A 14,547-nucleotide genomic window follows, 5' to 3' on the forward strand; every position below is an offset into this window, starting at 1 on the left:
AAAAGAATCTTGCTCGCTCGATAACAGCATCTTGCTCGCTCGATAAAAGAATCTTGCTCGCTCGATAAAAGAATCTTGCTCGATAAAAGAATCTTGCTCGATAAAAGAATCTTGCTCGCTCGATAAAAGAATCTTGCTCGCTCGATAACAGCATCTTGCTCGATAACAGCATCTTGCGATCTTGTCTTATACAAATTAAATGCATAACAACTTATAAATCATAAATTAAATCAAGATGTCATCTAAAGTTGCGGAAGAATTAGGACGTTTATTTGAAGTCGGTTTCAATATCGGAATTCTGGCTTATATCAAAGAGAAGCAGATAACGCATCGTTTTGATAATTTATATCTTGAGGAATTGCAGCAATTAAAGTTTCCTCAAATGCTTAAGCGTATCGTTAGTCAGGTTATTAGTACTCTTGAAAGAGAGATGGTACAAAAGTGGAGTACGTTTTATCTCCAAAAAGGTTTTTTCTGTGGATTAAATTTTTTTGCCGAATATTTACAGTCTATCGGTTGGAACGAACCACGTAGAATCGGAAAGGTAGAAATTTTATATTATCAATGTCAATTTTGTGGCGATAATAGTATTGGAACTTATGAAGGTAAAAATAACGTAGGGTGGTTTAAAGAACTTTTATCTCAGTTAAATATTACTTCCGATGAAGTTGAACGTTATAGCGAAGAATATTTTAGGAAAGATTTAGATTTAGGTAAAAAAGGCGAGTTTGTCAATGCAGATACTTTAATGCTGTTACGGTGTCGCAAGGAAGTAAGAATTCTCTGTGTAGACTTATCCGTGTTTTCTATAAAATCCGATCAAGAAGTTAAAAATCTGGATTTTGTCGAAATTTTAAGAAATTTATTAATTAGAGATATCAGTTATTTACGCTCGAAAAGTGTTTTTTCACAGCTTCGTATCGATACTCAGTCTTTAGGTTTCGAGTTTAACGACGATTTGAAGAGTTATTTTACCGCATTTAAATATAAGGATAAGGAAAGCGCTAAGTTAATCCAAGCTGGTGGTTACGCTTATAGTTTTTATAATTTTCTCAAAGATAACAATATTATTAATCATGAATCAATAACCTTTAATGCGGTGGGATATAGCGATCGCGGTGTAAGTGCTATGTCTGTAAAGCCGGAGAATTTAGCCGTGTTGAAAAATTGCTATGAAATCTATACTGATGATTCTAGCAGTAAGGATATAAATGAAGCTCGTAAAAAGGTTTTATATCGTGTTAGACGCAGTGCTTATAGTAGTTTTATCAAAGGAAAGAATTTTGTTGATGCTCTCTTAGATATTCCTTTTAACAATACGACTACTGTAACTCATCAAGAAAGAGTTGAAGGTTTTTTCAATTCTGTAGGTCAAGTTCCACAATATTTAATGGATAAATTAGAATTAACTGGAACTTTAGATTTACGAAATGCTCATGCAGAACTAATTAAAAGAGAACTGATTTCTGACTCTAATTATATCTTTTTAACTGGGAATCCTGGTATTGGGAAAACAACCGCGATCGCCAATTTTCTCAAAAGTCATGTTGATGAAGGTTTTCTATTCTTTTATGTTAGCCCTCGCAAGCAAGTAAATTTAGATATTATCGAAAAATTTAAGGATAAAACTTCAAATAAATTATGCGATGACAGAATTTTAGCTATTAATTCTTATAGTAATTTAATTAACGATAATCAAGGAGAATACACCGTTCAGTATTTATCCAATCAGCGTCAGGGAGATTTTAGATCGCAGTCAGTACACTTTTGTGACAGTCGCAATGTTGAATTGCGTTTACGACGTAGCGATAAACTTAATAGAAAAAATTATGATACCATTCAAGATGCCGAGAAGAGCAGTAAAGGTGTTTTAAATAGTATTTGTGAAGCAATTTCCACAGTTATAGAGCGTCAAACATCTCATAATATTATCGCTACAGCTTCAATTCAATCTCTTAAAAAAAGCTTTGATGGTACAGATACTTTAAAACACTTTGAGAAAATTTTTAGAAATGCTTACAACGATAGAGAAGGTATTGTTATACCCGAACGAATGCAAGCTATATCTAACAAAATTAAGCATTTATTCATTATGATAGATGAAATAACTGGTGATGATAGCGGTGTAGAATTTTTGCACGGTATCCATCAGATTTTATCTAAATATAAACTAACCGATTCTCAACATGGTTTTAATCTAAAGGTAATTATTGCTGATGCTTCGATAGTCGATAAAAACGTCATAAATCAACATCTTGCCGATAAAACAGCGGAACCAGATAAAATCTACTTTCGTAGAACGGACGATACATCTGAACCTCTTTCCATCGAGCATTTTACGTTTAAAGACTTACCATCTACTGTCATCAACACTAATTCTTACCCAGCTAAAAGTTTAACTATTACATACAAAGCGATCGTTGAATCTCAACTATATATAGATCAGCTTAAAGATAAAAATAGTTTAACTAAAAGCTTACAAAAAGAGATTCTTCAAGATATACAAGCATTATTAAATCGTTCCGAAGTCGAACAAATTATAGTTTATATTCAAGATAAACAAAGATTAGGCGAATTAATTGAAAAAATTGAACGGCAAAGAGAATTTAAACCTTTTAAAGATTATATCGAAATTCACGCCAATATATCCGAATCAGAAAAAGAACAAATTAATCAATGTAAAAATGATGTCAAAATCGTTTTTATGACAGCTTCCGGAAGTAGAGGTTTATCTTTTCCTCAAGCAAAACATCTTTTAGTGGAAATTCCTGGATTTCAAATTGAGAAAAACCTCATGGAAGTGATTCAGGTAATATATAGAGGTCGCGGAGATGATAAAATTGATAATCAAGATAAAGAACTAATATTTTACCTAGCTCAAAAGTCAGTTTACTATCAAGATGACCTTGAAAATCAACAATTAGCTATCCAAGAAAGCGTACTATCGTTATTAAATATACTATTAATTTTAAAAGCTTCCATCAATACCAGAATATTTGGTCATGGAAATATAGGTAGAGAAAAATTTATTATCATTCCTATCGGTGGTAAATCTATTTTTACCGCTGGTGGAACATTTTCGGCTCAGATAGCAAACCTGATCAAACAGTTAAAACAAGAACATCGTCGAAATAAAAGCGATATTTTAGTAGAACAAGTTTATACAAATTTAGAAAAACTATTAGGTACGGCAGATTTTACCGTCAGAGATAGCACAGATTTTAATTATCTCGATTTATTCAAAACTTTTAACAACAGCTTTGCCAAAATTTGTAGTAGTTTAGATAAATTATTAGATTTCGGCAATCTTGAACTAGCTTATATCAGCGGAAGTTTATTAATAGTACCAATTCCAAATAATGCTTTAGAAGAAAATTACCAAATGCGAGTACTAGATATAGCTACTTACGCAAACGAACAATTATGGCAAAATATGCAAATAATTAGTCGTCGTAAAACCTATCCCGAAAATTTACGTTTTGCTATTAAAGATGGCATAGAATTAATTAATAAACTCCAAGAAGAAGTTAATAAAACCCAAAATCTCGAACAATTGAGCCAAAATTCCGACCAATATTATGCCTTACCATTGTTTACATTTATCAGTGGTGAAGTGCTAAAAGAATATTTTACCAACGAACCAGAAGAACCTGAAGATGGGCGTTTCCGCGATATTCTCGCCACTTATATCCGCTCGCTGTATCCCGTTAATAATATTTTACCGATTGGTGATGGGTACAGAGAATTCCCATTTGTGCTTTTTAGAAGTTACAGTTTAGCAGAAATTAGAAAAAAGAGTTTTACAGACAAGTATTTGTTAACTTCTAATGAATTAAACGTATTAAATTTGATTTTGTCTAAACAACCTTAGTTTACACCTGCGATTACTCCAGTAATTACCAATATTCTTCACTGTTTGAAACACGGAGCTAAAATAGGTTGGTTAATTGACCCAACCGAGCGTTTAATATTAGTATTTCTACCAGGTCATTAGTTAATTTAACTTTTGTATAAACTGCTCCCATATCGGTTTTTTTCATGCCTAATTTTTATGAAAGTATAAATTTTTAATATTCTATGAATTCAAATAATTACCAGAAAAAATGGTGCGTGACGGCATCCGTCTTCTTATTTCGTTATGCTCGATAAATTATTTGAGCCGTCACAGCACCCTACAAGATAAAAGTCATTATTAATAATTCTTTAAACAACGTATCGCTTCTAACAAACCCCGCGCTTTATTCAAAGTCTCCTCATATTCTTTCTCCGGCTCCGAATCGGCAACCAATCCCGCACCTGCTTGCACCATCACCGTATTATCGCGGACTACCATCGTGCGAATTGCGATCGCGCTATTCAATTGTCCTTCAAAGTCATAATATCCATAAACCCCCGAATATACCCCGCGCCGACTCGGTTCTAATTCGTGGATAATTTCCATAGCTCGTATTTTCGGCGCTCCGCTAACGGTACCCGCAGGAAAGCAAGCTTTGAGTAAATCCCAAGCGTTCTTACCTGGTGCTAATTTACCCACCACATTACTAACAATATGCATAACGTGAGAGTAACGCTCAATTTTCATTAAATCATCAACTGTAACGCTACCATTTATGCAAACACGTCCTAAATCGTTACGTCCCAAATCTACTAACATGACGTGTTCGGCGATTTCTTTGGGATCTTTGAGCAAATCTTCCGCAAATTCTGCATCTTCCCGCACAGTTTTACCACGCGGACGAGTTCCGGCGATCGGACGTACCGTTGCAACAATTCCATCCCCATCGCTTTGGGCTTTCACCATCACTTCTGGACTCGAACCAATAATTTGCCAATCCTTAAAGTGGAAGTAACACATATAAGGTGAAGGATTTATCTGACGCAGGGAACGGTAAAGCGCAAAAGGTTCCCCATTATATGCAGTTGATAATCGCTGGGAAACAACAACTTGAAAAATATCTCCCGCTTTAATATATTCCTTTGCTTTGACAACGCTGGCACAAAATTCTGCTTTCGTAAAATTACTTTTATATTCTTCTGCAACATTTACATTTCTGATTCCCGGTGGAGTCCATTCCATGATGGTTTTTTCTGGTGGTAAAGGTTCGGAGAGCTTGTTCACCATCCCAGATACCATACCGCTTGCAAGCGAATAAGCCGCTTTTAAATCCACATTGGGACTGCGTAAATCCGCATAAGCAACCGCCCAAATTTTCCGCTTCATCTGGTCAAAAATCAACAGGTGATCCACCTGCATCCACAATCCATCGGGAATATTTCGCTCATCTTGCGGATGCACCTTTACCCGTGGTTCAATCCAGCGAATTAATTCATAACCCCAAAAACCAAACAAACCATTAATTCCCGGCGGTAATTGAGGTAAATTAACTGGTTGCAAAGCCGTCAAACATTCAGTTAAAGCGTTAAAAGGGTCGCCTTCAAAAATGATTCGCTTTCCATCGCGGAAAGTTTGAATCGTTTGATATCCATCAGTTTTATTTTCTTGATTTTCACCCGTAGCTTCTAAAATCCATAAAGGGTCGCAACCCACCCAACTATAACGTCCTAATTTCTCCCCACCTTCCACCGACTCCAGCAAAAAACTATAAGTTTGACCCGCACATACCTTATACCAAGCCGAAACAGGAGTATCTAAATCCGCCACCCACTCTTGATACACCGGGACAAAATTACCTTGTTTTGCTAACTCGCAGAATTCAGAAAAATCAGGAAAAATCACAGCATTACATATTAATTAAGAAATAAATAGTCGGGTTGGGGTATAGGTCAAAGGTTAAAGGTCAAAGTTAATATTCCTATGCCCGATGCCCAATGCCCCATGCCCCATGCTCTAATTAAGGATTAGGAGCGTCATAAGGTGTTACGCCACTAAACTTGAGTTTTGCAGCACTAGGATTTTCGCCTATTCTACGGTTAACCAAACGTATTTTTTCGCGACCTTCGTTGACCTTCTCAGGGAAGACACCATCAGCCGGATGTAAATACTGAGTTTCACCGCTGGGATAAATCCGGTAAATTTTGTAATCAGTAATTTTCATTTTCCGGAATTGAGCGCCCAAAGCAATGCCGTACTCTTTACGAGCAATTTCCAGCTTATTTTCGCCTTGATGCATCACCGCAGCGCCGCCAGTAGGCATTTCAAATACCTGTTCCTTGGGACTAGTCCAAGTAATCGCGTACTTTTCCTCTTCTTCCGCCTTTTTGAGCAAGCCGCCAGTGCTGCCACCAAACTTCGGAATCTGTCCGCTTAGTGTTTCTGCCATAAAAAAATGTTCTCTCAACGTTTTTACGGCATCGTAACATTGCAACCGGGGTCATATTGCGATCGCGTTAGGAAGTTTAACAGTTCTTATGAAAAATGGTCATTGGTCATTGGGCATTGGGCATTGGGAATTGGGAATTGGGAATTGGGAATTGGTCATTGGGCATAGCTCACGGAGTTAGGAGTAGTGCGAGCGTCTCGCTCGCTATCAGTCCCCCCATCTCCCCATCTCCCCATCCCCCCATCCCCCTTACTTCTTCCCAACCACCGACAATCTCTCCTCCTGGCTTCCTTCAATGCTGGGTAAGGTGAAATGAAATTTGGAACCTTTATCTTTACCTGATGATTCTGCCCAAATTTCTCCTCCCCAACCAATGACTATTTGACGACAAATTGCTAATCCTAAACCCGTTCCCCCAGTGCTGCGTCTTAAAGCTCCTTCTTCTTGATAAAAGCGGTCAAAAACTATTTCTAAACGATTGGGTTCTATTCCTCGTCCCGTGTCGGAAACGGTAACTTCAACCATTTTATTGCCGCGACGAGTCGCTTTGATGGTAATTTTTCCTTCGGGGGGTGTGAATTTACAAGCGTTATCAAGAAGTTTTGCTAGCACTTCGACTAACCAATCCCCATCTGCTCTGACTAAAGGCAAATTTTCTGATATTTTGACGGAAACTTTGGGCAAGTTTTCGGTTTTGCTGCGAGTGTTAATTCTGCTAATTGATAAATCTACACATTCTTGTAAAGTCAAAGTTTCTGGATGCCATTCGATTCGACCGCTTTCTAAATTGGAAAGGGTTAAGAAATCTTGAATCAGTTTCCGCATTCTTTCTGAGTCGGAAAGTGCCGTACTCAGCATTACTTCGCGCAATTCTAAAGGCATATCCGGTTCGGTAGCAAGGCTTTCTAAACACACCTGAATGGTGGAAAGTGGAGTCCGCAGTTCGTGTCCGGTAATGGCTATTAGGTTGCTGCGGGTACGGTCTAGTGCTTCTAATTGTTGGTTAAAATCTTCTAGGTTCGCGTAGGCTTCGGCTTGAATTAAAGCGGCTCCGATGGAAATGGCTATGGCTTTGACTAAATCTAGTTCGCCAGCTTCCCATTCATGGGGTTCATCGTCACAATATTGCAACTCTACCATGCCCAACATTCGCCCCTGAAACCACACGGGTTCCATTAACCAAGACCGAATCGCAAACTTTTTCACAAATTTTGCGACTGCGATCGCGTTTTGAATGCGAAAGTCATTAAGAGTGTCGGAAATACAAACACCGTCGCCTTTTTGGACTATTTCTTGAAATAATGGATTATTTTGTAAATCTCTGGTTTGTCCTAAAAGCGAAGAAATACCGGGACTCAAAAATTCGTGTTCGATCGTCGCACTCTTATCAGCCGCTTGAGTGCGGTAAATTAAACAGCGACTAGCCCCTAAGTTTTGTCCTAGTTCCTGTACGGCAACTTCTAATACTGATTGCGGATTTAGCGATCGCCGAATTGCTGTACTAATTGAGTTGACTAAACGTTCTTTACGTGCTTGAGCGGCAATTGACCGATAAGCTTTGTGGAGTTTATATTGACTAGCTTGTAAATAGGTAACTAAACGCTGCACAAAAGGGTTAGTATCTATGTCGCAAGCATATTCGTTGGCTTCGTCTATAATCTTCTGAGTGTGATCGTCCCCAATACGAAAGCGTTGACGCGCTTGCTCAATTTTTGAGGCTAGTTCTGGACGATAAATAAGTATTTTATCTAATAACAAATCGGCAGCTTTTAAGCTAACTCCTCTTTCTGCCGTCCAGATTCCCTCAAATCTCCGCGCAGTGTCCATATCAATACTGGGAATCAATTCCGGAAAGTCTTTTTTTACTACGGAAGTACGATATTCCCGGCAAACTAAGCAAGTAGCATAATTATAAGCAATCACCACCAAATGCCATTCTTGAGCAAGAGCATCTTTTGACCCAAAAGCGATCTTTTCGTAATGTTCCGAACTGTTGCTAAAATCTGTTTCTGGTGCAGATAAAACATACACTTGATTACTTATTTGCGCCAACCGCTGATAGCGATGAGCTTCTTGACGGTAAAATCTTTCCCTTTGAAAGCTCGCAATCACCAAAGGCTGCTCCATTGTCGCAGCCAAAACTTGATCTTCCATTGCGTGGGAGAGCGCTGTCAATGAAGCTTTAAAGTATATTTGGGGTCGCAGGTAAGGTAGTACCTGTATCAAATCACTCAGCACGGAAGTCGAAATGCTCATGAATGTCGTTAAGAAGCCACAATCTGGATTGAAATCCACGTCACAGCTGCATTGTACAAACTACAACGGAGTCTCAGGTCAAACAAACAGTTGCAATTTGTAAAGAATATTTTCATGGCTTTAAAGAGCCATATTATGTATATCTCTTTAATCGCAGCTAAAAATCTTATTTACTTGTCGCACTCTTGTCTGCAAACACGCTTATTCAGATAATAAAGCTTATTTGTCTGTCCTGACTAACCATATCGCAACATCAAACAAGCAGGTCGATGAAAGCCTATTTACATTCTGTAACATAGTAAGATTTATTTCTGCCGACTTACTTAACAAATCTATACTGTCTATGGGGCTTCGTGTCAGATCGAATGCTGTTTCCCGCGATTATCACTTATCTAAAAACCTATTTATAACTATTTTTTAGGCGTTGAACAATGCTATCATCGCTACCGTTTTACATTTAATTCAATCGCATTTGACAATAATGTAATTGTTTTTAATTTTAATAATTATTGTTTGCTTAGATTTCCAATTAATCAGCCGCTCGTTTTGTTTGTTATACCAATAACAAGATAAAATATTTGTTTTTTTATTACATAATGGCTGTACAATAATATACACACCTAATCTTTTTTCTATATATTATGGTATTTAAATAATTAGTTTTAGATAAAATTAACTATGTATTGAATAAACAACAAAATACTCGCACGATCGCGCTTTCAATAAATAAATATATACATCATTTCTGTTTGATTGCTTATAAGATATTTGCGATCAAACAGCATCTTTTGATTTATGAGCTAAAAACTGGTTAAATACGCAAATTCACAGTTTTTCTCTAGTTGATATCCATTTATCCCTGCTTTACTTCTCTATAACACATGGCGATCGCCATCAACAAAAGCAGCTTTATTACTTGATAAATATATTTTTCGCTCAACTATTAAGTCTTGAATATTCAATTTTACTATTTTTTTATACCAATTCTATAGCTATCCGGTCAAAGTTAATACTACTATTTTTTGGCAATTTTCTCTTTAAACTAAGCTATTTATACGTATAAGGTCTAAATTTATCGTACCTACTATTATTAAGTATATTGCGAAAAAATCATATTTACTGTAATATTGCTTTGTCTATGTTGAAAGATTCTCAAACTAATGTTTTGAATCTAGAATTAATGCCTAAAAAATCTACTTATTAAATCATAATTAAGTTAATAGTAAATACTTACTTAATGGCTTAATTAATATGAAGTAATAAGCGATGGTAGCAACCAACAATTACATACCAGTTGAATCAAACTGCGGTTCAATTATTCCCTTGCGGTCTTGCTATCGACATAAGCAAAGCAGCTGGTGAAGCTACCCCAAAAGGCTATTAAAGCAAGGCATAGATACTCACCGAGTAAAATTTTAAGGTCTGAGCAAGACGGATTTATCCGTGGTAATGACTCTACCGAAGCCCCTAAATTTAATTTATGGGGCATTAATTACGAATTACGAATTATACTCACCCCATCAAAATCATTGTTTTCTATCGTTTTAGAAAAAATAATGGATGCGGGCAAATATGCTTTATTTCTTACAAAATTGGTGAAACATGAGAATTGCTCAAATTTCTCCTTTATGGGAGCGCGTTCCTCCCTTTCGCTACGGTGGAATAGAACTAATCGTCAAACTTCTGACAGATGAATTGGTTCGGCGCGGTCATGAAGTCACTTTATTTGCTTCGGGTGACTCGATTGTCAAAGCAAAGTTGCACTCAGTTCACAACCAAGCTTTACGGCTCGACTCTTCTATTCAAGAGCCAGATATCTATCATCAAATGATTCTCGCCGACCTTTATCAAGAAGCATACGCCAATTTTGATATCATTCATTCCCACATGGGTTATGCGGCTCTTCCCTACAGCCGTTTTGCCAAAACTCCCACCGTACATACACTCCACGGCGCATTTACACCCGATACCGCCAAGATATTTCGGCGTTTTAGCGAGCAGCCTTTAATTAGTATTTCTAAGTCACAGCGAGAACCCTGCTTGGACTTGAATTACGTTCACACAGTCTACAACGGCATTGATACAGCAGCTTATCCCTTTTATAGCGAACCCGTACAACCTGCTTACCTAGCCTTTGTAGGGAGAATATCGCCACAAAAAGGAGCAGTAGAAGCGATAAAAATTGCGATCGCATCTGGTTTACCCTTGAAAATGGCAGGTAAAGTTGACGCAGTAGACATTGATTATTATCGAGAACAAGTCGAACCATTAATTGATGGCGAACAAATTCAGTACCTTGGTGAAGTTTCCCACGATGATAAAGTCAGCCTTTTGGGTGAAGCAACGGTAACATTATTCCCCATCACATGGCGAGAACCTTTTGGCTTAGTGATGATTGAGTCAATGGCAGCTGGAACTCCCGTAATTGCGATGAATTTGGGTTCCGTACCGGAAGTTATTGCGGATGGAAAAACAGGTTTTGTTTGCGACGACCTGAACAAAATGATTGAAATGGTTCCAAACGCTACAAAACTCGACCGTCAAACTTGTAGGGAATACGTTTTTAATCGCTTTAGTGTTGAGTCGATGACTAACGAGTATGAACAAGCTTATTCGATGGTTTTAAATTCGGCTCAAACTTTGTAAGTTATTGCCTGTAGAGATTTGAAGGTCAAGCTAGACATCAATAGCAACATAAGGCATCTCTACAACTTCAACAATTAATGCTAATGTATAGTTGCCTAAACAAAGTTTGCCTCAAGCGGACTTTGTTTTGTTATGTATTTCCTCTATTGTGCGATCTTGACAGCGAAAATTCAGCAAGATCTAAGTAAATCGGCACAAATAAACCGGGGGCTAGTTAAATTCGATCTTAATAGTTTAATAATGCAAATATATATGATTACTCCGCAGAATTTTGTTAGCGGAGCGTGCCTGGAGGGCATAAAAGACGAGCGTATATTTTAGTTTGCCTACTCCCTACTCCCTACTCCCTAACCCCTACGAGTTATATGGCTACGCCACACTTCGCGTACAAAAATCAAACCGGATTCCTATATGTACTTTTTAAAAATAATCACTTTTTGAGAGTTTTGAATTAACGATTAGTTTTATGGTATATATAAAAAAATGCATTGTTTTTTCTCTGTTAGAGATAAAAACAAATGTTTATAAGTATGGTTATATTTGCTTTACGTATATAAAAATAAACATAAAACTTGAATTATATAATATGTTTAAATAGTTTACTGGAATAGCTAATAGACAAATTATACAGAGGCTGCAACTCTATTAGTTAGAGTAAAACAGTTGAACTAATTGCTGTATGAAAGTTTTTTGTCAAATTAAGTATAAATAAATCAAATAATTAGCTGGTTTTATTTAAAATAGGTTTGCTATTTACAATACTTTTTTATATATACAGATTCATCAAGATTTTGTATGTTCACTCTTCTATGTGTCCCCTAACTTGATATGCGATTGATATTTTGCTCAATGGCTCAAATGAGTTTTTAACAGCGTCTTTTTTTTCAGAGTAACGCTCCAACAAAGAAACTATACACCCGCACACGGAATTTTTGCTAATGACACCGGATACCCTGATGACACCGGAAAAAATTGTACAAGACGGACAAACTTTCGTCCCTGCCGACCAAATTCCCATCCCAGAATGGCCTTGTGTTCTTAGTCAAAGACCCCAAGCATCTTTGACCATAAAAGATGATGACTTATTTTTAGTCACGGACACTTTGGGCAATATTGCTGGCTGTTCGCTTAATGATGTTAATCCCAGTATGGGGATGTTTTGCTGCGATACCCGCTTTTTGAGTAGATTAGAATTTCAAATTGAAGGGCAATTGCCAGTTTTGCTCAGCAGCACGGCTGATAAAGGGTTTTCGCTGTCAGTGTTGTGTACTAATCCTAAAATAGATGACCGCTTGCAAGCCGATACAGTAGGCATTCGCAGGGAGTTAGTGCTTAACGGTGCTTTATTTGAAGAAATAGAAGTTTCTAACTACAGTACGAGTACTGTCAGCTTTGAATTAAGTATTAGCTTTGATGCCGATTACGTAGATTTATTTGAAGTCCGAGGTTTTGGTCGAGAGAATCGCGGTAGATTGTTGCGTTTAGTAGAACCGCAATCGGCTCAAACAAGCAATGATGGTGTCGTATCGGTACAAGAAGACGAACCAAGGAAAGAACAAATCTTAACTCTTGCCTATCAAGGTTTAGATAACTTAATCATGGAATCCCGCATTCATTTCCAGCATCGTCAACCAGATTATTTTAAAGGTTATACCGCTGTTTGGCAGTTGGAATTGGCTACCCACGAAACCCAAAAAATGGGCTACCGGGTAAATATGTTTACAAATAATCAGCCCACCTCAATCGTTAGCGCTCCAGTTACTTTGGTTCAGGCTAGATCTGCCGAAATGATGGAGGAACAAAATTGGGTGCAAAAGATTACGAAAATTCGTGCGGATAAAGGTACTTTTAACCGAGTTATCGAACGCGGTGAACAAGATATGTACTTGTTGCGCCAATCTTTTGGCAAATCCAAAACTGTTTCTGCTGGAGTACCCTGGTTTTCCACTTTATTTGGTAGGGATTCGTTGATTACCGCTTACCAAACCTTGATGTTAAATCCGGAAATCGCCAAGGAAACTTTGACTTTACTCGCTCGTTATCAAGGTAAAGTTGATGACGATTGGCGCGAAGAAGAACCGGGTAAAATACTCCATGAGTTACGCTTCGGCGAATTGGCTCGCACTCAGGAAATTCCCCATACACCTTACTACGGTACGGTTGATGCTACACCCCTATGGCTAATGCTCTACGCTGAGTACTTTGCTTGGACTCATGATAGCGAAACCCTAGAGCAACTTTGGTCAAATGCTTTGGCGGCAATGGATTGGATCGATCGCAATCTCAAGGAGACGGGCTTTCTGAGCTACTTCCGGAAATCGAAGCGCGGTTTAGTTAACCAAGGTTGGAAAGATTCTGGAGACTGTATTGTAGACCGTAAAGGAGAATTGGCGAATGGTCCAATTACGTTGTGTGAAGTGCAAGCTTATGTTTATTCCGCAAAAATGCGCCTTGCAGAAATTGCTCGAATGAAAAAGCGACTCGATTTAGCCGATCGCTGGCAAGAAGATGCTAGAAATTTAAAAGTTATTTTTAATCGACATTTTTGGATCGAAGACCAAGATTTCTGCGCTTTATCTTTAGATGGTGATGGCAGACAGGTTGACAGCATTACCTCTAACCCCGGTCACTGCTTGCAGTTGGGTATTTTTACTCCTGAAAATGCCTATAGTGTTGCGGAGAGATTACGCGCACCCGATATGTTTAATGGTTGGGGTATCCGCACTTTAAGTAGTTTGTCTCCCGCTTATAACCCAATGGGCTATCATATTGGTTCCGTATGGCCTCACGATAACGCTATTATCGCGATGGGATTGCGTTCCCTGGGGCTGGTTGACCAAGCTTTGGAAATTTTCCAAGGTTTGATCGATATGACTACTATGCAGCCCTACCAGCGTCCACCCGAATTGTTCTGCGGTTACGAGCGTAACGGTGACGAAGCTCCTGTTAGGTACCCGGTAGCCTGTACCCCCCAAGCTTGGGCTACTGGTTCTATTTTCCAGTTACTGCAAATGATGGTTAACTTAGTTCCAGACGCACCCAACAATTGCTTAAGAATTATCGACCCTGCTTTACCAGAGTCCATAAATAGTCTTTCTTTTCATAACTTACGAGTTGGTGCTACAATTCTTGACCTAGAATTTGAGCGTTCTGGTAGTACCACCGCTTGTCGCGTTGCTAAAAAACGAGGAAACCTCCGGGTTGTGATTGAAGCCTAAATTAATTTTGGATTTTAGATTTTGAATTTTGGATTAAAAAGAAAATCTAAAAACAGGTTTCAAGCCCCCTGCATTCATGCATGGGGTTAATCTAAAATCCAAAACAAAAGCATCCTGTTAAAATCTAAAATCTAAAATCCAAAATC

7 protein-coding genes are annotated in these 14,547 nt (G+C 38.0%); 4 read left to right on the plus strand and 3 right to left on the minus strand.

Annotated elements, in window-relative coordinates; all coding sequences use genetic code 11:
• The first annotated feature begins 235 nt into the window (after positions 1–235).
• Positions 236–3,871: an ATP-binding protein gene (locus tag VB797_RS10700; RefSeq protein ID WP_323237659.1), complete on the plus strand. Its 3,636-nt coding sequence runs from the start codon at positions 236–238 to the stop codon at positions 3,869–3,871.
• 321 nt (positions 3,872–4,192) lie between these two features.
• Here VB797_RS10700 and trpE read toward each other — a convergent pair whose 3' ends face one another.
• Positions 4,193–5,737 carry an anthranilate synthase component I gene (trpE, locus tag VB797_RS10705; protein WP_323237660.1) on the minus strand — a complete coding sequence of 515 codons (1,545 nt, stop codon included), beginning with the start codon at positions 5,735–5,737 and terminating at the stop codon, positions 4,193–4,195.
• Positions 5,738–5,852: 115 nt separating this feature from the next.
• A complete protein-coding gene (locus VB797_RS10710; protein ID WP_323237661.1) occupies positions 5,853–6,281 on the minus strand; it encodes a photosystem I reaction center subunit II PsaD in 429 nt (142 codons plus the stop codon).
• A gap of 6 nt (positions 6,282–6,287) precedes the next feature.
• Here VB797_RS10710 and VB797_RS10715 point away from each other — a divergent pair, with 6 nt between their 5' ends.
• Positions 6,288–6,449, plus strand: coding sequence for a hypothetical protein (locus tag VB797_RS10715; protein WP_323237662.1), 162 nt, complete (start codon positions 6,288–6,290; stop codon positions 6,447–6,449).
• Between the two features lie 81 nt (positions 6,450–6,530).
• On the opposite strand, the gene VB797_RS10720 is transcribed toward VB797_RS10715, so the two are convergent.
• Positions 6,531–8,537 carry a DICT sensory domain-containing protein gene (locus tag VB797_RS10720; protein ID WP_323237663.1) on the minus strand — a complete coding sequence of 669 codons (2,007 nt, stop codon included), beginning with the start codon at positions 8,535–8,537 and terminating at the stop codon, positions 6,531–6,533.
• Between the two features lie 1,602 nt (positions 8,538–10,139).
• Here VB797_RS10720 and VB797_RS10725 point away from each other — a divergent pair.
• Positions 10,140–11,183 carry a glycosyltransferase family 4 protein gene (locus VB797_RS10725; protein WP_323237664.1) on the plus strand — a complete coding sequence of 348 codons (1,044 nt, stop codon included), beginning with the start codon at positions 10,140–10,142 and terminating at the stop codon, positions 11,181–11,183.
• A gap of 938 nt (positions 11,184–12,121) precedes the next feature.
• Positions 12,122–14,401, plus strand: a complete 2,280-nt coding sequence (locus VB797_RS10730) for an amylo-alpha-1,6-glucosidase (RefSeq protein WP_323237665.1) — start codon at positions 12,122–12,124, stop codon at positions 14,399–14,401.
• Positions 14,402–14,547: the final 146 nt, after the last annotated feature.

The organism is Rivularia sp. UHCC 0363 (genome assembly GCF_034931125.1).
Classification (GTDB): Bacteria; Cyanobacteriota; Cyanobacteriia; order Cyanobacteriales; family Nostocaceae; genus Rivularia.